The organism is Streptomyces sp. NBC_01515, assembly GCF_045040345.1.
GTDB lineage: Bacteria > Actinomycetota > Actinomycetes > Streptomycetales > Streptomycetaceae > Streptomyces.
Genome location: NZ_CP109416.1, coordinates 11,003,960 through 11,026,420, shown reverse-complemented (window position 1 = coordinate 11,026,420; position 22,461 = coordinate 11,003,960). Strand labels below are relative to the sequence as shown.

The window sequence follows — 22,461 nt, the reverse complement described above, 5'->3', positions numbered from 1 at the left end:
CAACACCAGGAAGTCGGCATGGCAGAGGTGAATGGCGCTCTCGGCGGCAACGCCAGGGCCGACAACGAGCGGCTGGTCTTCTTCAGTGACGCGGTCGTCGCGATCGCCCTGACCCTTCTCGCGCTGGAGCTTCCGACGCCTCACGGGGCAAGCGACGACGACGTGTGGCGGGCGTTCCGGGAGCACCTCCCGGACCATGCGACCTTTCTGCTGAGCTTCGCGGTCATTGCCACATTCCGGGTGGCGCACAAGTGGTTGTTCGGCCGCATCGGCGGGTTCAGTCCTCGGCTGCCGTGGCTCACCTTCAGCCGGCTGTCGGGGATCATTCTTGTCCCGTTCGCGACGAGAGTCCTCTACGCCACCGTCGTCGGGGGCACCGGGCTGACTCTGATCAACACGGTGAACCACTGTTGGTCCCGTGGCCTGTTGCGGCCTGACGCCGAGCCCGAAGTCACGCGGCGTCTCCAGTTGTTCCTTGCCTTCCCGACCGTCGCGTTCCTGTTGTCGATCCCGATCGCCTTCGTCAGCCTCAGCGGCGCCAAGTACAGCTGGGCAGTGGTATTCACGCTCACCGCACTGGCCGCCCGGTGGGCAACCCACCCAGGGGCACGTCCGGACCGTGAGTAGTCGCCGGGCAGTGCGCGTCCCTGAATCGGCAGCGACCGGAACCAAGCACGGGAGCGCGGCGCCTTCGTCGGCGACGCCGAAACCCTGGCCACCGGAGTTCGTCGTCGTGCACGCGTCAGTCGCCACGTCGTTCGACGCCCCGCCGCAGTACTGCGATCACCCCGCGCGTGTCACCCATTGCGCCACGAGGTGGTCGAGGACGTCGGACCACGATCGGTCGGTCTGTCCGACCGGGCCGTCCTAGCGCCTTGGCTGCCTTCGTCCGTTGTGCCGACCCAGCATTACGGATACGCTGTATTCGAAATTATGGGCTGCCCGTTCGGGACGGACCACGTCCTGATGCTGTGCTCTCTCCCCAACGGCGCCGGATTCCAGCTCATGGTCGGGTTGCGTACCCCCGAGGAGTCACATCCCACGCTGCCGCAGCTCACCGGACAGCCTCCCTGGCACACCCCTTTGCGCCAGGCCGAACAGGAGGAGCTTCAGGAATGTCAGCACAGCAGGAGGTCGCCGACGGCCTCTCGGCCCCCGTGGTGACCCTGGCGTTCACAGGGAGCCGCACGGAGACGGACGAGGCCACATCGAAGCTTTCGGTCGAATCGCAGGCCGCACTGCGCCAGTTCTCGTTGGAGCGTATGACCGGCTACGGCGTCGACTACGCGGACGCCGTCGAGTTGCGTGGCCGCGTGATAGAGGGACACGACTGGCTCCCGGTCGCCTCGGAGTTGGCGGAGGTGTGCTTGCGCCGCGTCAAGGGCGCTGTGGGAACAACCGGGAGGCCCACGCGAGTCGCGTACCTGCGCCGTGCCTCCGCCCTGCTGCGCATGAGCCAGATGATGACGCTGACCGACTCCACCGAGCGCCGGGCGATCTTCGCGCGGGCCGCGGAACTGTACGCACAGGCCACCGAGTCGAGTGGTGACCGCGAGCGCGTCACGATCGATACCGACTGCGGCCCTCTGGCGGGTTGGCTCGTCCCTGCGGGCGACACCGCGGTCGGTTCGGCCATCGTCATCGGCGGCGTCGAAGGCTGGGCCATGGATTTCGACAGCCTCGGCGAGGCACTCGCGGCACGGGGTATCGACGCGCTACTGCTCGACGGCCCGGGGCAGGGCGAAACCCGGCTCACGCACGAGCACTACCTCACCACCAAGTGGCGCGACGCGTACGAGCGAGCTGTCGACCACCTCGACGAGCGCTCTCCGGGCCGCCCGATCGGCTTCATCGGCAACAGCATGGGCGGCAGCGTCGCCATGGCGGTCGCGGCACACGACACCCGGATCCGAGCGTGTGTCGACAACGGCGGCATCCACGCCCCATGGCTGGTGCCGCCGAGCATGGGGACCTTCTTCTCGAAGATGGTGGCCACCTGCGGAACCGGAGACCCGGACCGGGCGGTGGACGTATGGAAGACCGTCAACCCACTCGCCGACGGGCCCAACGCCGGCTACCCGCTGCTGGTTGTGCAGGGCGGCCAGGACCCCATGATCTCGATGGACCTCGCACAGATCCTTCTGCAGGGCGCACCCACGGACGACAAGCAGATGGTCGTCTTCTCCGACGGCAACCACTGCGTCTACAACCACAAACACGACCGCGACGCACTCATCGCCGACTGGATGACGGCTCGCTTGTGCGGACTTCCGAGCCCTGAATTCACGAACTGAGGAGGAGAGCCCCGTGCAGATAACCGACGCACAGATCCACCTCTGGGCGGGCGAGAGCGCACCGCCGCACCACTGGCGCGCGCCGTACACCGTCGACTCAGCCCTGCGCGACATGGACGAGGCGGGCGTGGACCGCGCCGTCAACTGTCCGGCGATCTGGGACGCCGGCGCGAACGACTACGCCGTAGAGGCGGCGAAACAGTACCCCGAGCGATTCGCGACCCTCGGCTGGTTCCCCCTCGACGAGGCCGCGGACGAGTCCCTTGTCGATGCGTGGCTCGACAAACCCGGCATGCTGGGCCTGCGCTTCATGCTGGCCGCGCCCGAATTGGCCGACCGCCTCGCCTCGGGCGGGCTCGACTGGCTGTGGGCGGCCGCCGACCGGCGCGGCATCCCCATGGGGGTCATGGTGATGCCCCCGTACTTGCCCGCCGTCGGTGACATCGCCGCCCGATACCCGAACATGCGACTACTGATCGACCACCTCGGGGTCAGCCCCTTCGAGAAGCTGCCCGAAGCGATCGCTCATCTCGACACCCTGCTCAGCCTCGCGCGCCACCCCAACATCGCGGTCAAGGCGACGGCCGTACCGAGCATGGCGACGGACGCTTACCCGTTCGCCGGCACCCATGGTGTGCTGCGGCAGGTCTTCGACACGTACGGCCCCCAGCGGATGTTCTGGGGCACCGACATCACGCGTCTGCACTGCTCGTGGCGCGAGGCGGTAACGATGTTCACCGACGAACTGCCCTGGTTGCACGGCCACGACCTGGAGCTGGTCATGGGCCGTGCCTTGGCCGACTGGATCGGCTGGCACTGAGGCAGCCCGGGAAGCCATCGCGACACCGTTGCCCGGAGGGAAGGTTGCCCCTCCGGGCAACGGTCTTCGCCGGCTTGAGACCAGCACCGCAACGATGTCGCACATCCGCACACGCCGAGCCGCGAGGCCCACGAGACCAGTAACCGATCAGGGCCCGCGCTACGTGACTCGGTGCCCCGTCGCTTCTTCGGCCTGCTGCGACAGGTTGAGCCTGACCTGTTCCAACCCGTCGAGGAGCAGGTCCAACCCGAACCGGAACTCCTCGTGCGGCGGTACCGAGGTCAGCTCGTGGGACGCGGCCGTCGTGGCCGGATAGGCGGCAGGATCAAGGGAGTTGTAGTAGTCCCGCAGACGTACTTGGTCCTCGGGGCGTGGCGTCCCGGGGCCGTGCTGCTGGATGGCGAAGCCGATCACATAGTGGCCGATGGCCGTGAAGGCGCGGGCAGCCAGACCGACCGAGAAGCCGTGACTCAGGAACAGGGTGATGAGCCGTTCCCTGGCGCGGAGACCGTTGGGGCCGACGGGAACCTGGGCCGCCAGCAGGGAAAGCGCGTTGGGGTGCCGGCCCAGCGTGTCGTAGAGCGTCTCCGCCGACACGGTCACGGCTTCCCGCCAGGACAGGCCGTCCAACTCCTCGGGGTTTACGCGAACCTCGCCCAGCATTCTGTCGGCGACGAATGCGAGGAGTTCGTCCTTGCCGTTGAAATGCCGGTAGAGCGTCGCTGTGCCCGATTCCAGAGCATCGGCGAGCATACGCAGGGTCAGCGCCTGGATCCCGACTTCGTCGATCAGTTTCAGGGCGGTGTCGACGATCCGCCCGACGTCCATCGGGGGACGTCCGCGCCGGTACGCGGGGGCCGGTGTTCGACTCGCCCACCAGGCCGGACTACCCGGCGCCGGCGGCATCTCCGAAGCCATGAAGCGATCACCCTCTCAGCCGGACCGATTGTCGGGCATGTTCAGAAACATGATTATCGGTGTCATCGTATCCGTTACATGTCGCTGCGGTCACGCCCACCAGGCACCTGGCCGCAGTATCAGGAACTGATGCGAACGGTCTCACGCGAGAACGACGAAGCCCCCCGCCTTTAGTGCTACCGCACCGGCGCATCCGTGATCGTCCACGACGTGACCCGGAAGGTCCACCACTGGCCGCGCTTCGTCACAGCGAACGATCACAACGGATTCAGGGCCGCCCAAGCCCTGCCGATGCCCACAAGCCGAGGACGAACTCACCCCACGCCAGAGCATCGACAGAGAACGAGCGTTCACCGCCCCTGCGTGGCTACGCCCCTGTGCACAACCTGTGGCTGTCCCATCTGGCCCGCGCTTTCATCGACGACTCCGGATCCCTCCCCCTGGCCTGGTGGCCCAACCACCTTTACGTGAGCTGTCGCCTACGAGGCCGCTGCCGACGCGGCACTGGCAGTGACAGTGGCTCGGGGCAGCGTTCACCGACAGAAAGCGAGGGCGCCGAACCCTCTCGGTCCCGTCGAGGTGACCGAAACGAGCCGCATCCTCCCGCGCGGCACCTAAGTGATCACCATGACGTCCAGCCGGCCCGCCGCGGAGCACCTCGCATCCGCTTCGACAACGACCGCATCGCCGGACACGGGTGGTCGGCTCGACATTGGTCCGACACCGAAGAGGATCGACTTGCCTGACGGGCCGATGCGACGGCGCGAGCACGCAGGAGCAACCAGCGGCTGCCTGGCATCACCCAGGAAGAACCATGCCCCGCTACACCCAACGCTCGATGACCGGGCCGGCGATCAGACACTTGAGCGCGCGGGCACGCCTGCGGGCCAACGGCCAGTGAGCGACGACTGTCGTGAACCCGCAGGCCGGAAGGGCCGCGACAGGAGGCGTCGGGTGTTGCCCGGCACCGCCTACGCACCTCGTGGCCGCGGGACCCCTCTGAGGCAACGCTCGCGAGGCCACCCGGCACACCCCTTTAACGGTCACGACGTATCCGTTAGAATGGATACCGAACCCCTCGCCGACGCCGAGGCGGCCGAAATGAGCTGCACGCTCCTACGCAGGGCGAAGCTGCCGAGACCACGGTGGCCGCCGACGACAGCGCGATGACCTGGTCGGCACTACTCCCCTCGTCAGGAAGTCGGATGAACAAGAACCTTCGACACCGAGTGCCGGAGACATCATGAACGTCGTATCGATCGTCCTTGCCGTGCTCCTCGCGGTGTTCTTCGCTCCGCTTGGCCTGGCCAAGCTGTTGGCCCTGGCTCCGATGCGAGCGCTGGCCGCCGAGTCCGGCATGTCCACCACGGCCTACCGACGCATCGGGGCGCTGGAGGTCGCCGCCGCAGCCGGGGTGCTGCTCGGTCTGGCGGTACCGATCCTCGGTACCGCCGCCGGTACCGGGCTGCTGGCCCTGCTCGTCGGCGCTGTCATCATCCACGTGCGCCGGGGCGACGGGCCTCAGAAGTACGCCGCCGCAGTCGTGACGGCAGTGCTCGTCATCGTCTACTTGGCCGCCCACCTGGGCGCGACCGGATGAGCCTGGGACGACGCGCTCACAACCCTTCCAGATCCTTTAGAGGCCAGCTGTGCCCCTTCTGATCGCGATGGCGTTCTACGCCGTCCGGATCGCATGTGCCCCCATGGACGTGCGTCTGAAGAAGCACCACGCCGGCCCGCCGGCAGTGGCGGCCGGAGCCGATGTCCTCTGCATCGCCTGGGACTGGCTCCGCTCGGACGGCATCAGCACCGTCTACTTCATCGGCGAGTTCGCCGCGTACCTGATGTCGTGCACGCTGGTGCTGGCCACCCGGCCAACATGGCTGGAGCAGTGGTTCGGCGGCCTGGACCGCATGTATCGGCGTCGCCCCGTTCCTGGGTCGGAGCGGCAGTCGGCGTCGGCGTGATCGTCGTTGGCCTGCTCAACAAGCTGATGGGCAGATAGCCGCCGACGCTGTGACTGGCCCCACGGTGGTACACGAGCGAGCCCGGACCAACGCCTGGTCCGGGCTCGCGGGCCGCTCGGGCAACCGCCAACAGACCGAACTCCAGGTGCTCGATGCCGGCGAAGCCGACCTCCTCCAATCGAAGGTCGTGCTGCGCAGTCTGCCGATGCTTCCGGATGCCTGGTTCTGCCTCTGCATGGCCGGACCACATTTTCCGATCGTGGGTCTGTCACGATGCGGGCGGGAGCTGGCAGGTGACGGACCCGCAGCCTCCGCGCCGAAGGAGAGACTGATGCTGTTGAGACCCAGTACGACCTGCGACGAGGCGACCAGGTACCTGGCGGTCCTGACGGACCAGGGGCTCACCGCTGTGCAGAATGCCGTGCCGCATCTGCTGCACGGTGGCGAAGAAGACGCCTCGGTACGCAGCGAGAAGATCCAAACTCTGCGCCATACCGTGTACCAGTACGACCAGTGGACGCTCACCGCCACTACCGAGTTGTCGGAAGTGTTCGCCGACCGATCCATCCCGGCACGGATGCGCGGCGAGCGCTACTCCAACATCGTGTACGGCGACTTCACCGCGCGGCGCCAGGCACAGCTGCTGAATCTCGAACTGCAGGAGTTGCGGACCTACTTCCTGGAACTGGCTGCGTCAGCTCCAGGAGGAGCACAAACACCACCGAGGCCGGACTGTCGTCCTGGACACCAATGACCTCCTGCACTTCTCCCGCTACGACAAGATCCCCTGGACCAATCTGTACGGCAAGGGCGCGGTGGTGGTGATCCCACACGTCGTGGTCGACGAGATCGACAAGAAGTCGTACGCCACCAGCGACACCATCCGCAAGCGGGCCCGAGGCGTCTTCGCCCTCCTGGAGCAGACGCTCGCCGAACAGTACGACGGGCATGCAGTGGCCGGTGGCGCGAGGGTTGAAGTGCTGCTCGATGAGCCAGGTCATGTGCGGCTGCCGAACAACGACGATGAGATCGTGGCCCGGGCCTGCCAGCTGAAGCAGGCCATCGCGCCGACCCCGGTCACCGTGTTGACGGGGGACAACGGCATGCGGGCCCGGGCACTCGCCTGGGGCCTGGAAGCCGGCAAGCTGCCTGAGAAGTACAGGATCGAGCGGATCGGTGCTCAGGAGAAGACCGAGTACCTGGCGGCCATCACGGCCTCTGCGGAGCCCGGAGGCGTCAGCTAGAACCGCCCCCTGAAACTCCTGCTCACGTCGCCCGGCCTCGATCGCTGTGTCCATGGCGATGCGTTGCATCTGATGACCGGTGGCGCACTGCTCGCGGTAGGTGAACAGGTGCCCGGCGAAGCGCGGCGGCAGGACCCGGAGGATGTCGCAGGGCGAGAGTGCCTCCCGCCGGGCTCTCGGAAATCCGGTGCGGGTCATCGCGCCCGTGCGTACGCTGGCCGTGCTGCAGGCGTGACCGCATCCGCCCGGCACAGCCCCGAAGGACATCACGTGGGTACGTCATTCCCTTTCCTGCGGTCGTGGATGGACAAGACCCCGCAGGAGCACCCGCTGCATGACTACGTCGACCAGGCCATCAGGGACGGTGCCTCGAACAGCGTGGCCTCGGCCTTTTCTGCGGCCTTCGAGAACATCATCGAGGCCTTGGAGAAGGCACGGCCCCAGCGGATCGACAGTGTGCGGGGCGACTTCTGCGGGGCCCGCGCCCCTGACGACCTGCTGATTGTGCGGGCCGAACTCGTCGCCGGCGCCATGCTCGCGCGCTCCGGCGTCCCGTTCGACTTCGGCCGGCGCAACAGCTCAACCGAACCGGATCTCGTGCTGCGCGAGATAAACCTCGGCACCGAGGTCAAGGCCCGCCGCCTGGACGACCTCCGCGACCTCCGCGACCTGCACGACGAACTCGAAGACGCGCTCGCCGGGATCGAACCACCCGTCCTCGTACACCTCATGCCCTACTCCCAACCCCTCATCATCAAGCGCGATGTGCGGGCCAAGGTGATCGAAGAGACCGTCCAGCGGGTGGGCGCCGGGGACCTGGGCACCGTGGTGACCGAGGTGGACCAGCCCTGGCCAGCCCGCAAGCGCCTCCTGCTCAACATCGGGATCTATCATCCGGACGGCTTCTCAAACGGCTCGCGGGTCACCCTCGCGAACGCCTTCTGGAACAGCGAGCCGGGCCCCCACCTGCTGGACGCGGAGGAGCGCTCGTCCGCGCCGCTCGGCAGATACTCGCCGAGACCGGGGACACCAGCGCCAGCATCCAGGCGATCGCCGAACGTGCCGACGTCGGCTTCGGCTCCTTCTACAACCACTTCGAGTCCAAGACGGAGCTGTTCGAGGCAGCGGTGGTGGACGCCCTGGAGGAGTTCGGCCAGGCTTTCGACGAGCGGCTGAGCGGGATCGACGACCCCGCGGAACTCGTCACGGCCGGCTTCCCGCTCAGCGCCCGCATGGCCGACTCCCACCCGGAGCTCATGCAGGTGCTGCGTCGGCGCCGCCTCGGCCACCTCTACTCGGACAGCAGCCTGGCGAGCCGCGCGCTGCGCGATCTTCAGGTCGGCATCGCCTCAGGCCGCTTCACCGCCGTCGAACCGGTCGTCGCCCTCTCCGCGCTGGGCGGGACCCTTCTGTCCTTGGTGGAGCTGCGATTCGCCCGCCCCGAACTGGACGGTGACGAGGCCGCGGCCGATCTCGCCGAGATGGTCCTGCGGATGCTGGGCGTACCACCGAACGACGCCCATGAGGTCGCTCGTCGACCAGTGCCCGACGTGGGCTGAGTGGTCGACACCACAGCACGGCGGGCTCGATTCCGTCGAACTGCACGCACAGCTCATGCGGGAGGAGCAACGAACGTCACTGGCCGAGCTGGGGAGTCGAAACGCTCCGAACCACAGCGCTGGATCCTCCGGCACTGTCCTGCGGGGCATCATCGGGGCGGAAGGTGACCGACCGGCCCGAGAGGTGTGCGGTCAGGCCGTCGGCCGTGGTGGTGACCGAGCGCAGGTGCAGGCCGTGGGGGATGTTCCACAGCTGGATCGGCTGCTCGAAGACCTTGTCCAGCACCGCGCTCCCGGGCGCGGGCAGCGCACCGGCCGTGACGTTGAAGTCCTTGAAGGCGATGCGATTGTCTGAGGCCGCCGTGACGGTCGACGTCACAGTGACCTGTTTCCCGAGGGGGATGAGGACCACCGCACTCACCTGACCCGGGCGGCTGCCCTGGGAGATCTCCAGCCCAAGGGCGTTCGACACGTCCGCGTAGGACAGGAAGGCGGTTGCCTCAGCGCTGCAGGCCCGTGCCTCACTGTCGTCGTCGGACTTCGTCAACCCCCGTAGCTGGAGGGAGAGTTCGGTTACCGGCAGTGGGCGGGTGGTCCCCTGGGCCGGTATGTCGTGAGCGGTGATGTCCACGTGGCGCAGGGTTCCGGAGGCCGCCTGGGTCAGGACGGGGAAGCCTCGGACGTGGACCTGCGGGGGCAGAGGTGTGTCCATACCCTCCTGGAACGCCTTGGCCGTGCGTGACTCTATGCGTGCCGCCACGACCCGGTCGACGGCAACGGGAAGGGCGGCCAGCGCGACGAGAGCGGCGGTGGCGACAGCGAGGGGGCGCCGCAGACTCTGCCGGGGCTCGGGCGATTCGTCCGGTTCCAACGGTTCGTACGGGGTGGCCTCGTCCCCAGAGCCGTAGCCGTATCCGTAGGGGTCACAAGAGGGGTAGTACGGCTCGTACTGCGAGCCGTCGTCGTGCTTGTGCTGGGACGCGGACAAGGGCGGTGCCCTCCTTCAGTGGGGTTGGTGAGTGGGACGAGTGGAGCGGCCTTGTTCCGTGCAGACGGCGGACCGCGGCGGCGGTGGCACTGTCGACTCCGTCAGCGATCAGTGCGGCGGTGGCGGTGTCGGTCCAGATCCCGGAGTCGACCATGGCCAGGAGGGCCGGCAGGTGGGCCTCGATGGCACCGCTGAGCGGCCCGGGCGGGGCAGCGGTGTGGAAGGCGCCCTGGCGCCGGCCCTCGGCGAGGATGCCGGCGGCCGTCTCCGGGGTGCGATCTGCCGGCGTTCCGGCACCTGGGAGCCGCACGTCGCCTACGGGCGTCCACCCGGCCGGGCGTCATCTCGGGATCGGGAGGATCGGCAGCAACTGAGGCGCCGTGGTCTCCGTGCCACCGCTCGGGTCTCCGCCCGTCGTCGTGTCCCCGTCCGACTGGTCGGTGCCGGCGTCCTGAGTGACGACGGCCACGGTGCTTCCCGCCTCCACCTCGCTCCCCGCAGCTGGAGTGATCGACGTCACCACCGCGTCGGACGCCTGGGAGTATCCGGTGGCGACGGTGACCTTGAGGCCGAGCGCATCCAGTTCGTCCTGGACCTCGGCAAGGGTCTTGCCGACGATGTCGGTGGGGATCTGCACGGTCTGCACGGCCTTGGCGATCTTCACGCCGATCGCCGTACCCGGCTCGACCTCGGCGCCGGAAGCGACACTCTGTCCCACCACGGTCCCCGACTCGGCGTCACTCTCGACCTCGGTCGTACTGCCCAGTTTCAGGTCCTGTGCGGCCAGCAGCTTCCGGGCCTCGCTCACGGTCGCACCCGTGAGGTCCGGGACCGTGGCCTTCTTTGCCTCCTTGGCCACCGTGAGGGTGATTTCGGTGCCCTTCGCGGCCTTCTCACCGCCTTCCGGGTCCTGCTTGAGGACGGTTCCGGGATCCTCGGTGTCGGATGCGACGTGCCGCAGCTTCACCTTGAATCCCTTCTCGTCCAGGATCCGGGACGCGTCGTCCTCGTCCTTGTCCGTGACGTCCGGCACCTCGACCTTGGGTGACCCGATGGACACGGTGACCGAGACCGCCTCGCCCTTGGCGAGTTCCCCTTCCCCGGGGCTCTGCTCGCAGATGTGGCCGCTCGGCTGGTTGGCGCACGGCTCCCGCTTGTCTACGGTGACGGTGAGGCCGACGTTCTCCGCGGTATGCCGCGCCTCCTTCAGGGTCTGGCCCACAAGGTCGGGTACGTCGGTCTTGCCGTTGTCGGCGGTACCACGACCGAACATGAACCAGCCCAATACCAGCGCCAGGACGACGACGGCGACGCCCGCCGTGATCAGCGCGGCGGTTCCCGTGCGCCGGCCGCTCTCCTTCTCCGGGTCGGCATCGTCGTACGGGAAGTCGCCCTCCACCGGCGGGGGTTCGGCCCCCGACATGAGCAGGCCCGTACCGAGGTACGCCTCGATGTCGGCGAGCATCTGCTCGGCGGACTGATAGCGGTACCCGGGATCCTTCTCCAGGGCGCGCAGGACGATCACGTCCACCTGGGGACCGACCTCGGGGTTGTAGAGGCTCGGCGGGCGCGGGACTTCCTGGATGTGCTGATACATCACCGACATCGGCGTCTCGCCGGTGAACGGCGTGCGGAAGGTCAGCAGTTCGAACAGCAGGCAGCCGATGGAGTACAGGTCGGACCGCGCGTCGGTCTCTCGTCCCATCGCTTGTTCCGGCGAGAGGTACTGGGCGGTCCCGATCACGACCGACGTCTGCGTCATGCCGACGTCCCGGGCGTCCCGGGCGATCCCGAAGTCCATGACCTTGACGTCTCCGGCCCAGTTCAGCATGACGTTGGCCGGTTTGATGTCCCGGTGCACGATGCCGTGCTGATGGGAGTGGGCCAGTGCCCGAAGAACTCCGGCCGTCACCTCAAGGGCCCGTTCGGCGCTCATCGGCGGCCCGGAGTGCAGGGCGTCGCGCAGGGTGGTCCCGTCGACGTACTCCATCACGAGGTACGGCAATTGGGACCCGCCGTAAGCCACGCCCTCCCCCGTGTCATACACCGCGGCGATAGCGGGATGGTTCAGCGAAGCGGTGGACTGCGCCTCCCTCCGGAACCGTTCCTGAAGCGCCGGTTCGTGGGCGAGGTCGCCACGCAGGGTCTTCACGGCCACCCTGCGGTCGAGCCGGAGATCGTGCGCGAGATGCACCTCGGCCATACCGCCGGAGCCGAGCAGGTAGCGCAGCTCGTACCGGCCATCGATGAGGGCCACCGGGTGACCCCGTTGGGGAAGCGTCAGGTCGTCTGGTTCGCCGAGATTCACTGCGCTTCTCCACAGAGGGTTGGAAGTCAGGGCCGGGGTCTGACGCGACAGCCGCGCCGCCCATGCAGCCAGGAACACAAGAAAGATACTTGCACGCTTGCGGGCAATTATGCTGCCCGGTGAGGGAACAGAGCATGAGACGCCCATCACGGTTCACACTCCGGCCGACACGCTGGGCTCCGCCTGGACGACACAACAGCAGCAGACGACTCCACCCCGGCAAAGCCGGGCTCCAAGATGCACGTCCTGTCGGACGCGAACGGACTGCCCCTCCTCGTCGGCATCTCAGCCGGTAACACCCACGACAGCGAAGGGCTGAAGCCCATGATCGCCGGTCACCAAACGAGACACGACCCCCACCGAGGCCGCTACTTCAAGCCCCAGCGCCTCCACGCAGACAAGGCCTACGACCGCGCCAGCCTGCGCAAATGGCTGCGCGGCAAGCGCATCGGAGTCCGGATCGCGCGCAAAGGCATCGAGTCCAGCGAACGGTTGGGGCGCCGCAGACGGGTGATCGAGCGCACGATGTCGTGGCTGTCCGGCTACCGCAGACTCAGCCCCCGCTACGAGCGCAATCCCCGCGACTACCTGGCATTTCTCGGACTCGCCGCCGCCCTCTGCTGCTACAACGCCTCGTCCGCCTCACCACGTAGGACACGGTCTTAGGGCCGGCCCTCCGTGCTCTCCACCTCCCCGAGACGAGACGTGACGGGCGTCGCGGCCATGTGCCGCAGCGGCCGCTCAGAGGTGGCCGTCCAGGAACTTCCGTACCTCGGCGGTGGTCATGGGCCCCGTGCCGTGCGCCACCGCCTCTCCCTCCTTCAGCAGGACGTAGGACGGGGCTCCGGTGATCCGGTATCGCTCGGTCGCTGCCGGACAACGGGTGATGTCGGCGCGGACGGCCGTCAGGCGGCCCGTGTAGTCGTCGGCGATGCCACCCACGACGAGGTCCATCACCCGGCAGGGCTCGATCGCCTTGGGCCATGTCCCGGTGAAGTATGCGAGGACCGGAACTCCGCTCATCCCGAGGATGAAATTGAACTCCGCGTCCTCACGGGGTCGGTGCACCCGCTGCGCCATAGAAGCTCCTGACCTCACATTCCGTCATTCCGTCATTCCGTCCCCATCATCCCTCGCGCGGAGTGCCGGTCCGGCCCGGTCGGTCGTCCCGTTGGCCTGTCGGAAGGCAGGCGCGGGGCCGTCAGAACCACGGTGGTCCCCGGCGCGAGCGGCCCGGCCGCCCCGCCGGCCACCCAACTGCAGCCCCTCCGCGCGCCCGTGGGCCAGCTCGTGCCAGGACAGTGCCCTCCACGACGACATGAAAGCTGTTTTCCAGGGCGCAGCGCCCCCGACGGGCTTACCGAGGCCTTGTCCGGTCTGCGCGCCAAACCCTGGTCGCAGCCGGCCGATACCGCCCTTCCCCGGGCCGTACGAGCCAGCTGACGGCACCGAACCCGAGGCACGATGCCTGGACCGCTCGCGGACGCGGTCGTGGACGGTCGACGTACGCGTCAGCCGGCCCGAAGACCGACCGCCAGCGTCAGTTCAAGGACCCGGTGCGGCGATGCGAGATCCGGAAACAGCTCCCGCAGCTGCGACATCCGGTACCGGACCGTCTGGGGATGGACGAACAACGCCGCCGCCACCTCGTCCCGCCTGCCCTGGTGCAGCAGCCACTCCCGCAGCGTCTCCTCCAGCCGCCGTGCGGTCGCGACAGGCAAGGTTCGCAACGGTGCGAGGGCTCGGGCACGCAGGTCTGCGAACGCGTCCACGTCGGCGCTCAGCACCAGCTCGGGCAGGTGGTCCTCGGTGTCGCGGATATCGGAGGAGAGGGAGCGCGCGCGTACGGCTCGTGCGTACGAGGCGGACGCACGAGTCCATGGCCGGGCCGGGCCGACCACGGCGGTGCGGTCGGTCAGCTGCCGCAAGAGATGTGACCGGTCGGCATCGGGGACGAGCAGCACACCGGTGGCGTCCGGCAGATCGTCGAGGACGAGGGTGCCCGGGTCGAGCGCGCGGTAGGCGGGCCGGGCCTGGGCGGCGGGCAGCAGGACCGCGGTCAGCGAAACCGGAGGCTGCCAACCGGCCCGTTGAACAGAGGCCAGCAGCACGTCCGGGCTCGCGCCGGCGAGGAGGTCGCGGGCCAGGTGTTCCAGATGGCGCTCCTGGTCCCTGCCCCGGGCGGTCAGTTCGTCGGCGTGGCCCGCGGCGCTCGCGGCGGAGAGTTCGTCGATGTAGGCGAAGGTCAGCTCGGCGAACTTGGCGACCTCGGCGGCGGGCAGACCTGCGGGTACGGCACCCGCTGCCAGGCATCGCCAGGCCACGCGGGCGCCGACGCGGTAGGCGCTGAGCAGGGCGTCCATCGAACGGCCGTCACGCACCTCGCCGCGGCCCAGCTCGTAGGCCGCGTCACCGGCGTCGCCGCCCGTGGCGTTCCCGCTCGCGAGGTCCAGGTAGTGCCCCAGGGCGGTGCGGACGGCTCGGCGCATGGTGGCGCCCATGCGGCCCGAAAGGGCGTTGGCGTAGGGAGGGACCTCGTCGATGATCGCCTCGACGACCTCGTCAGCGGTGGTCTTCAGCGCGGCCCGAAGTGCGGTGACCGTCGTCTCATCCAGGGCCAGTTCGCTGGCCCTCCGAACTGCATGCCCCATGTTTTGTTCCCTGCGAACAATTCAGCCGACCAGATTTACGTCCTGCGGTCAGGACTTTACGCCTTGCGGCGCAGCAGGCTGGAGTCATGACGAGTACAGCCCTTCGCAGCAGGGCGTGGAAACTGCTGGAGATGGTCACGACGCCGCTGCTGCCGTCGGACTACCTCGACCTGGTCAGCCCGCTGCGTGCGGGCGCTGACCTGCGTGGGCGCATCGAGGCCGTGCACCCCGAGACGGGTGACGCCGCGACCATCGTGATCAGGCCGGGGCGTGGCTGGCGCGGCCACACGGCCGGTCAGTACGTGCGGATCGGGGTCGACGTCGACGGAGTGCGCCTGTGGCGTGCCTACTCGGTCACCTCACCGACAGACCGTCAGGACGGACGCGTCACGATCACCGTGAAGGCGATCCCGGACGGCAAGGTCAGCAACCATCTGGTCCGCAGAACGAAACCGGGCACGCTGATCCAGCTCGACCAGGCGACCGGTGACTTCGTGCTGCCGCAGGCCAAGCCCGCCAAGGTGCTCTACCTGACGGCCGGCAGCGGCATCACGCCGGTGATGGGCATGCTGCGCGACACCGAGTTCGACGACGTCGTCATGGTCCACTGCGCGCCACAGCCGCAAGACGTGATCTTCCGCGACGAACTGCACGGCCTGGTCGCGGACAAGAAGCTGCGGCTCACCGAGGTGCACACCGACACGGACGGCCAGCTCGACATCGCCCGTCTCGACGAACTCGTGCCCGACTGGGCCGAGCGCGAGACCTGGGCCTGCGGGCCCGCGGGCCTGCTCGACGCCGCCGAGAAGCACTGGACCGACTACGGCGTACAAGAGCGCCTGCACACCGAACGCTTCCGCCCCGGCATCGTCGTCGCCGGCGAAGGAGGCGAGGTCACGTTCAGCGCCACCGGCACGACCGTCGACGCGGACGGCGCCACGCCGTTGCTGGACATCGGCGAGGAGGCCGGCGTGCTCATGCCTTCCGGGTGCCGCATGGGCATCTGCTTCGGCTGCGTCACGCCGCTCAAGGCGGGCGCCGTCCGCGACCTGCGCACCGGCGAGATCACCGAGGCCGAGCCGGGCGTCCTCATCCAGACCTGCGTGTCCGCCGCGGCGGGCCCCTGCGACATCGAACGGTAGGAGCACCTTGACCGCCACCGACCCCACCGCCCACCTGACCGCGGAGCAGATCGAGGAGCTCGGCCGCGAGCTGGACGCGATCCGCGACGAGGTGATCGCCGGCCGCGGCGAGAAGGACGCCGCCTACATCCGCAAGGTCATCTCGGCGCAGCGCAAGCTCGAACTGGTCAGCAGGGGCGTGCTGCTGTTCTCGCTCTTCCCGCCCGCGTGGCTGGTCGGCACCGCCGGTCTGTCCGTGGCGAAGATCATGGACAACATGGAGATCGGCCACAACATCCTGCACGGCCAGTGGGACTGGATGCGGGACCCGAAGATCCACTCCACCACCTGGGAGTGGGATCACGTCTCGCCGTCCGAGCAGTGGAAGCACTCGCACAACGAGCTGCACCACACGTACACCAACGTGATCGGCAAGGACAACGACCTCGGCTACGGCATCATGCGCGTCGACGAGGACCAGAGGTGGCACCCGTTCCACCTCGGCCAGCCGCTGTGGAACTTCATCAACGCCTGCTTCTTCGAGTACGGCATCGCGGCGTACGACCTGGAGCTCGGCAAGAACCTGCAGAAGCGTCGCCGCAAGAACCCGGAGTTCCGCGAGCGGGCCAAGGCCGTGGGCCGCAAGATCCGCAAGCAGGTGCTCAAGGACTACGTGATCCACCCGCTGCTGTCGGGCCCGTCATTCCTCCCCACGCTCGGCGCCACGTTCACCGCGAACCTGGTCCGCAACATCTGGACCCACTCGGTGATCATGTGCGGGCACTTCCCCGAGGGCGTGCAGGTCTTCGAGCGCCGGTCGATCAAGGGCGAGACCCGCGGCCAGTGGTACCTGCGCCAGATGATGGGCTCGGCGAACATCAGCGGCAGCAGGGCCATGCACTTCATGACCGGCAACCTGTCGCACCAGATCGAGCACCACCTGTTCCCGGACCTGCCGAGCAACCGGTACGCCGAGGTCGCGGTGAAGGTGCGCGCGCTGTTCGAGAAGTACGAGCTGGAGTACGTCACCGGGCCGCTGCCCAAGCAGGTGCTCTCCGCGTGGCACAAGGTCTTCCGGCTCTCGCTGCCGAACAAGAAGCCCAAGGTCACGACGCCGGACCGCGAGCAGGAGCTCGTCGCGGCCTGATCCTGTTGTCAAGCTGCCGTAGTCGCTGGGGGCCCTTCGTAACACCGTCGGTCAGGGATCAGAGCCCACAGGACGTTGACGCGTCGGCGGGCGAGGGCGAGCACGGCTTGAACGTGCTTTTGCCCTCGGCACGTCTGCGGTCGTAGTACTTCCGCGAGTTCGGGTCGCAGCGGACGCTGACCAGGGCGGAGGTGCAGAAGGCGCGCTGGAGTCTTCGGTGGTAGGCGATCGGCCGGTGGAGGTTGCCGCTGACCTTGCCGGAGTCACGAGGTGCGGGGGCGACGTCGGCATAGGCCGCCAGGACGTCCGGGGAGTCGAAGTCGTCCAGCCTGCCGCCGACAGCGGCGACGAACTCGGCGCCCAGGACGGTGCCGATGCCCGGGACGCTCAGGACGGTGTCGGCGAGTTCGTGTTCGCGAAACCGGCCCTCGATGAGCCTGGCGATCTCGGAGATCTGCTCGTTGAGGGTGCCGCCTTCTGAGCATCTCGCACCGACCGGACGCCCTTGTGGCGGGCCGCGGCCAGCGCGGCGGGGCGGGGCGGTCTGCGATGCGGGCGGACTCGGCGTCCGCCGGGGTCCAGGGAAGGCCGGCGGTGTGTGCGTGATCGGCGACGGCTGCGGCGTCCCGGGAGACGGCAGCGCCAAGTGCGGCGGCTAGCCGGGCGGCGTGTTCGGCCTCGGTGCGGGCACGGCCGGTGGCAGCCGTGCAGCGTTCGCGTTCGTCGGACGCCTGCCGGGCGGTCTGCTCGCCAGTGCGCACCATGCGTTCCAGGTCGGCCAGTTGCTCGATGGCCTGGTAGGCGGCGGAGGAACGCAGCTGGTCGAGACGGCACGCTGAGCGGCGAGCGAGGCGTCGGCCGACTCGGCGCGTGTCTCGGCGGCGGCCTGCTGCTCTCGGGCCGCCGCCAGGTCCACGGCGGCGGTGGGCAGTGACGGCCACATCAGGCCGGTAGTGCCGCACGAGGTCCGCCAGTCGGGCCGCTCACCACGTCGGACGATCTCCGGGCACTTCTGCGATGCCCGTCACGCGGACGTCGGAGGCGTCCAACGCTGCCCAGCGCTCCCCGTGCAGGTGGCGATGGTCAACTGGGTCTTGTTCGTCGCGCCATTGCTGGAGTCGGTGAGGCACAGACCTGAGACCGGGTTGACGATCTCGCCGGACGAGTACGCCTGCCACTGCTCGGCCTGGGTGCCGTTGCAGGTGTGCAGTTGGACCCTGGTACCGGACGTGGTCGCGCCGGCCGTCACGTCCATGCAGTCGTTGAGCAGCTGGAGGGTGCCGTCCGGGACGACCTTCCAGGTCTGCGCGGCGGTGCCGTTGCAGGTGTAGATCTGGATGGCGGTGCCGTTCGAGGTGCCCGAGCCGGCGTCGTCGACGCACTTGCCGGTGGCGGTCTGGGTGAGCGTGCCGCTGGGCTGGGCCACTCCGGTGCCCGGGGTGCCGTCGTAGGACGGCGGTGCCGCCGAAGGGGTGGCGGCCCAGGACGTGTTGGCGGACGAGGAGAGGGTGAAGACCAGTTCCGAGGAACTGGCGAGGTACGAGGCCGGTACGTACGCCTTGTTCCAGGAGCTGCCGTTGAGGCTGAGCGACTGGACATACGGCGAACCGTCCGCCGCCGCGGGGGCGTTGACGGTGAGCGTGTGTCCGCCGGCCGTGACGACCGCGGAGGTGAACATCGGGCTGCCGACGGCCAGGTCGGCGGTGCCCGGGATCTCCGGGTAGAGGCCGAGAGCGGACCACACGTACCAGGCGCTCATCTCGCCGAGGTCGTCGTTGCCGGGCAGCCCACCTGCGGTGTTGGTCCACAGCTGGTCCTGGACCGCCCGCACGGTGGACTGCGCCTTGTACGGCTTGCCCACCCAGTCGTACTCCCAGGGCAGCCCGATACTGGGCTCGTTGCCCATGTTGGACTGGGTACCGATGACGCTGCCCAGGCCCTGGAAGCCGCCGAGCACACTGTCCAGGTACGACGCCAGGGACGAGGTGCCGCCCTCCAGGGACGCCAGCTTGGCGAGGTTGAAGGGGATCATCGGCGTGTAGGTGAAGGCGTCGCCCTCGGCGAAGTCGTTGCTCGACGTACCGCTGAGCAGTTTGGCGTTGAACCCGTCCATCCAGCGGCCGTTGGAGTGCAGGGGCTGAATGTAGCCGGAGGACGAGTTGTAGATGTTCTCCCAGTCCTGCGCCCGGTCCTGGAACTTCTTCTGCGTCGCGGTGTCGCCGAGCGCGCCCGCGAGCACCGACAGGGCGAAGTCGTCGGTGTCGTACTCGAGTTGGGTGGAGGTGGTGGCGTACTCGTGGCAGCAGCCGTAGAGCGAGTTGGTGGGCAGGTAGCCGAAGGAGTCCAGGTACGTCACGCCGGGGGTGACGTCGGTGTCGGTCGTCTGCTCTTTCACCATGGCGGACAGGGCCGTCGACGTGTCGAAGTCGCGGGCACCGAAGGCGTAGTAGCCGGCGAGCAGCGGTACGGCCGAGTCGCCCACCATGATGTGGGTCTCGGCGGTCTCCATGCCCCACTTGGTGAGCGTGCCGCCCTGCTGGTAGTCGTCGACGATCGACTGCGCCATGTCGGACGCCACCGACGGGTCAAGCAGAGTGGTGAGTTGGGCCTGTGAGCGGTAGGTGTCCCAGGTGGAGAAGTCGGCGTACTTCGCCGAATGCCCGCTGCCCACCGTGTGCACCGCGCCGTCGAAGCCCCGGTAGGAGCCGTCGGCGTCGCTGATGACGGAGGGGAAGAGCGAAGCGTGGTAGAGCGCGGTGTAGAAGACGTGCTGCTGGTCGGAGGTTCCGCCGGTGACGGCGATCTTGGACAGCTCGGAGCTCCATGCCGAGGACGCCGCCGACTTGACGGCCGTGAAGGTCTTCCCGGTCACCTCGGCGTCGCGGTTGGCCGCGGCCTCCGGCACCGAGGTGTAGGAGATGCCGACCCGGGCCTCCACGGTTCTGCTGCTCGTGGTGTCGAAGGTCAGGTACTCGCCCCCCGTGAAGGTGCCGGTGGCGGTGAAGGGATGGTCGAAGGTGATCGCGTAGTGGAGCGTGATCGGGGTGGTGTCCTCGCAGAAGCCGGTGCTGGTGATCGACCCGGTCACGGTGTTGCCGCCGCTCAGGTCGAGCGTCGCGGAGGTGTACGGCGTCTGCGTGTCCTGCACCTTCAGGAGCAGGCTCGCCTGCTTGGTGGACGGGAAGGTGAACTGGCCGATGCCGGCGTGTGTGCTGGTGGTCAGCGCGACGCTGGTGCTGTTGCCCAGGCTGACGGCGTAGGAGCCTGGCGAAGCGGTCTCGTCGGAATGCGAGAACGACTCCGTCGTGGATGCCGGGTCCGAGCCGAGCGAGCCGACCACGGGCAGAATCGGCAGATCTCCGGCCGCGTCGCAGCCGACGCCGGAGACATGAGTGAGGCTGAAGCCCGAGACGGCCGAGTCGGAGTAGTTGTAGCCGCCGCCCTTGGGACGTGACGTGGTGTCGGGGGACCACTGGAGCATGCCGTGCGGCACGTCGGCACCCGGGAAAGTGTTCCCGGCGCTGAAGTCGCCGTTGCCACCGGTGCCGACGTAGGTGTTGACCAGCGACACGGGATCGGTCCCGGCTGCCGCCCGTGCCGTGCCGCCCAGTTGGCCGGACACCGCGAGCGCCAGGGCCGCGACCCCGACGGCCAGGACACGCGGCAGCGCGCGAGGGCGCAGGGCGTCAGCCACGGGTGAGCACCTCCCCGAGCACACCGTCGGCCGGGGCGGTGATCCAGTCGCTGGAGACGTACGAGGCTCCGTCCGCGGCGAGTTGGGCGATCCGCGCCTGGGCATCGGCCAGCGACGGGGCGGAGGAACTGAGCGCGGGTGAGACGCCGTATGCGTCGGTGACGACCGTCAGAAAGTGGTTGGTGTCGTACCACTCGGTGTTGCCGTCACCGACCCAGGCGGCGGCGTCCGCGTCGAACACCACGAACCAGGGGCGCAGCGTGGTGTCGCTGTAGCGTTTGCGCGGGTCGGCGGCCTGGGCGCCGAGGACGCTGGGGAAGACCGCCGCCTGGCCGATGTTCCCCGCGGCGGCGAGGTCCTTGAGGTGCTGGGCGTAGACGACGTCCGACCACGAGGAGGCGGGGCTGACCGCCTGCTCGAAGGTACCGGGGATGATATCCACGATCGCCCGGCCCGCGAGAGAGCCGTAGTTCGCCCAGTTGTTCGCCTTGGCGGCGGTGTCCAGGTCCGGGTACCGCGTCCCGTCACTCTTGGTGAGCAGGTCGGCAGGGGTGTAGAGGACGCTGCCGAGGTGTGCCTTGACGTAGCCGTCGAACTCGGTCGGATTCATGCCGAGGGTGTCGTAGAACCCATTCTTCATCTCGATCTTGACCATGACCGGGTGGCTCGTCGGGTGAGCCTGGAGCCAGATCCGGATGTCGTCGAGGCAGCTGTCGAGGTTCTGGTTGCGGTTGCCGGTGTAGAGGTCGGCAGCCGTGCTCGCCTGAACGCAGTTGTCGTCGCTGCCCAGCGGGTTGCTGTGGCTCACGTCCCACTTCCCGTTGAACACGTTGTGCCAGGTGTCAAGTTCGACCAGGGAGGTACCCGTGTCCAGGGCGTTGCCCAGGTAGGTGTATGTGGACTTGTCGTCGTACGTGTTGTGGATGCCGCTCCCGGACACGCCCGCCAGCGTCTGCCCGTTGACGTCGGCGGCGTGCGCGGTGGGCAACGCGACGGCACCGAGCAACAGGGCCGAGACGGACAGGAGCGCAATCCTCAGTCGCCGATGGATCATGCCCATGCCAGCCTCTTTCCCGCAGTGCTCGGTGGTCGCGCAGAGCCTAGAGGGGACAGATGTCCCTCCGCTACGCCCCGGTAACAACTTGCCGTCGCGCCAACGCCGTACAGCCGTGATGCGGAAGAAACCTCATGAGGTCCGCCCCGCCCCGTCGAAAGTGTGGGGCGAACACACCGCAGGCCAGGCGAGTTGAGTGACGGTCGCACCCTCCGCACTGGGCGTCGCCGGGTGCCGGTGGGTGTTCATGGACAAAGGTGACCGGGACGTGGGTGGCACCTGGAGCAGGTGGACGCGGAAGGCTCAGCGGTACCGCGGTGTGCAGCACGGCCACCGGGTCTGGCATATCGGTGTGGATGATCAGGGGTTCGTCGGGCAGGCAGTTGCGTTTGCCGAGGTAGGAAGAGAAGTGCGGCTCGGCCAGGGTGTCGGCGATGTTTTGCAGCAGCGGCGGGGGGCCTTGCACCGCCACGGTGAAGACTGCTCCGGCGAGGTAGTCGCGGTAGGTGACGAGCGTCGATGTGTTCTGGCTGCGGTATTCGCCGACGGCGGCGCGCAGGCCCGTGCCGCGGGGGTGTCCGCCGCCTGCGGTCTGGAGGTCGCGGTGGCGGGTGCCGGGCAGGTCGATGCGCAAGGTGAAGACCAGGTCGTGATGACTGGGGATGCCGGGCAATCCCGGGTAGTTGACGGCAACGT

19 protein-coding genes and 2 pseudogenes are annotated in these 22,461 nt (G+C 68.3%); 12 read left to right on the top strand and 9 right to left on the bottom strand.

Annotated features, from left to right (window positions below; all coding sequences use genetic code 11):
- Positions 1 to 18 precede the first annotated feature (18 nt).
- The 3 genes from OG407_RS48745 to OG407_RS48735 all read left to right on the top strand — a co-directional run bounded on the left by OG407_RS48745 (position 19) and on the right by OG407_RS48735 (position 3,114).
- On the top strand, positions 19 to 627 hold the full coding sequence (locus OG407_RS48745; protein ID WP_405867849.1) for a TMEM175 family protein: 609 nt from the start codon (positions 19 to 21) through the stop codon (positions 625 to 627).
- 488 nt (positions 628 to 1,115) lie between these two features.
- Entirely contained in the window at positions 1,116 to 2,294 is a 1,179-nt protein-coding gene (locus tag OG407_RS48740) for an alpha/beta hydrolase (RefSeq protein WP_405867847.1), read from the top strand.
- Between the two features lie 13 nt (positions 2,295 to 2,307).
- Positions 2,308 to 3,114: an amidohydrolase family protein gene (locus OG407_RS48735; RefSeq protein ID WP_329351897.1), complete on the top strand. Its 807-nt coding sequence runs from the start codon at positions 2,308 to 2,310 to the stop codon at positions 3,112 to 3,114.
- A 159-nt stretch (positions 3,115 to 3,273) separates the two neighbouring features.
- Here OG407_RS48735 and OG407_RS48730 read toward each other — a convergent pair whose 3' ends face one another.
- Positions 3,274 to 3,942, bottom strand: coding sequence for a TetR/AcrR family transcriptional regulator C-terminal domain-containing protein (locus OG407_RS48730; RefSeq protein ID WP_329351895.1), 669 nt, complete (start codon positions 3,940 to 3,942; stop codon positions 3,274 to 3,276).
- Between the two features lie 1,333 nt (positions 3,943 to 5,275).
- On the opposite strand from OG407_RS48730, the gene OG407_RS48725 reads away from it, so the two are divergent.
- The 5 genes from OG407_RS48725 (at position 5,276) to OG407_RS48705 (ending at position 8,802) form a co-directional block, all read left to right on the top strand.
- Positions 5,276 to 5,632, top strand: coding sequence for a DoxX family protein (locus OG407_RS48725; protein ID WP_405867844.1), 357 nt, complete (start codon positions 5,276 to 5,278; stop codon positions 5,630 to 5,632).
- Between the two features lie 49 nt (positions 5,633 to 5,681).
- Complete coding sequence (locus tag OG407_RS48720; protein WP_405867842.1) at positions 5,682 to 5,999, top strand: hypothetical protein; 318 nt, start codon at positions 5,682 to 5,684, stop codon at positions 5,997 to 5,999.
- A gap of 49 nt (positions 6,000 to 6,048) precedes the next feature.
- Positions 6,049 to 6,753: a hypothetical protein gene (locus OG407_RS48715; protein WP_405867840.1), complete on the top strand. Its 705-nt coding sequence runs from the start codon at positions 6,049 to 6,051 to the stop codon at positions 6,751 to 6,753.
- Positions 6,647 to 7,243, top strand: coding sequence for a PIN domain-containing protein (locus OG407_RS48710; RefSeq protein WP_405868972.1), 597 nt, complete (start codon positions 6,647 to 6,649; stop codon positions 7,241 to 7,243). Before OG407_RS48715 ends, OG407_RS48710 begins: the two co-directional genes overlap by 107 nt.
- Before the next feature lie 941 nt (positions 7,244 to 8,184).
- Positions 8,185 to 8,802: a TetR/AcrR family transcriptional regulator gene (locus tag OG407_RS48705; protein WP_405868970.1), complete on the top strand. Its 618-nt coding sequence runs from the start codon at positions 8,185 to 8,187 to the stop codon at positions 8,800 to 8,802.
- A gap of 76 nt (positions 8,803 to 8,878) precedes the next feature.
- Here OG407_RS48705 and OG407_RS48700 read toward each other — a convergent pair whose 3' ends face one another.
- Together OG407_RS48700 and OG407_RS48695 are read right to left on the bottom strand one after the other, a co-directional pair.
- Positions 8,879 to 9,790 (bottom strand): DUF2993 domain-containing protein, encoded by a 912-nt coding sequence (locus OG407_RS48700; RefSeq protein WP_405867838.1) that lies wholly within the window; start codon positions 9,788 to 9,790, stop codon positions 8,879 to 8,881.
- 340 nt (positions 9,791 to 10,130) lie between these two features.
- Complete coding sequence (locus tag OG407_RS48695; protein WP_405867836.1) at positions 10,131 to 12,098, bottom strand: PASTA domain-containing protein; 1,968 nt, start codon at positions 12,096 to 12,098, stop codon at positions 10,131 to 10,133.
- A 222-nt stretch (positions 12,099 to 12,320) separates the two neighbouring features.
- Between OG407_RS48695 and OG407_RS48690 the strand changes: the two are divergent.
- Positions 12,321 to 12,751: pseudogene (locus tag OG407_RS48690) on the top strand (IS5 family transposase); the annotation flags it as partial.
- 88 nt (positions 12,752 to 12,839) lie between these two features.
- Here the strand turns inward: OG407_RS48690 and OG407_RS48685 are convergent.
- Positions 12,840 to 13,178 carry a thioredoxin family protein gene (locus tag OG407_RS48685; protein ID WP_405867834.1) on the bottom strand — a complete coding sequence of 113 codons (339 nt, stop codon included), beginning with the start codon at positions 13,176 to 13,178 and terminating at the stop codon, positions 12,840 to 12,842.
- A gap of 431 nt (positions 13,179 to 13,609) precedes the next feature.
- Entirely contained in the window at positions 13,610 to 14,749 is a 1,140-nt protein-coding gene (locus OG407_RS48680; RefSeq protein ID WP_405867832.1) for a PucR family transcriptional regulator, read from the bottom strand.
- Between the two features lie 86 nt (positions 14,750 to 14,835).
- Between OG407_RS48680 and OG407_RS48675 the strand changes: the two genes are divergently transcribed.
- A complete protein-coding gene (locus OG407_RS48675) occupies positions 14,836 to 15,891 on the top strand; it encodes a ferredoxin reductase (RefSeq protein WP_405867830.1) in 1,056 nt (351 codons plus the stop codon).
- A 7-nt stretch (positions 15,892 to 15,898) separates the two neighbouring features.
- The gene (locus OG407_RS48670; RefSeq protein WP_405867828.1) at positions 15,899 to 17,017 is read left to right on the top strand and encodes a fatty acid desaturase family protein; all 1,119 of its coding nucleotides are present in this window, start codon (positions 15,899 to 15,901) and stop codon (positions 17,015 to 17,017) included.
- Between the two features lie 8 nt (positions 17,018 to 17,025).
- Here OG407_RS48670 and OG407_RS48665 read toward each other — a convergent pair.
- Positions 17,026 to 17,483: pseudogene (locus OG407_RS48665) on the bottom strand (transposase); the annotation flags it as partial.
- 202 nt (positions 17,484 to 17,685) lie between these two features.
- Here OG407_RS48665 and OG407_RS48660 point away from each other — a divergent pair.
- Positions 17,686 to 17,856, top strand: a complete 171-nt coding sequence (locus OG407_RS48660; protein ID WP_405867826.1) for a hypothetical protein — start codon at positions 17,686 to 17,688, stop codon at positions 17,854 to 17,856.
- Positions 17,857 to 18,041: 185 nt separating this feature from the next.
- Here the strand turns inward: OG407_RS48660 and OG407_RS48655 are convergent, their stop codons facing one another.
- From OG407_RS48655 to OG407_RS48645, 3 genes are all read right to left on the bottom strand, one after another.
- Complete coding sequence (locus OG407_RS48655; RefSeq protein ID WP_405867824.1) at positions 18,042 to 20,711, bottom strand: lectin; 2,670 nt, start codon at positions 20,709 to 20,711, stop codon at positions 18,042 to 18,044.
- Positions 20,704 to 21,771 (bottom strand): hypothetical protein, encoded by a 1,068-nt coding sequence (locus OG407_RS48650; protein WP_405867822.1) that lies wholly within the window; start codon positions 21,769 to 21,771, stop codon positions 20,704 to 20,706. The genes OG407_RS48655 and OG407_RS48650 overlap by 8 nt, the downstream gene beginning before the upstream one ends.
- Before the next feature lie 64 nt (positions 21,772 to 21,835).
- Entirely contained in the window at positions 21,836 to 22,438 is a 603-nt protein-coding gene (locus OG407_RS48645; RefSeq protein WP_405867820.1) for a type I-E CRISPR-associated protein Cas5/CasD, read from the bottom strand.
- Positions 22,439 to 22,461 lie beyond the last annotated feature (23 nt).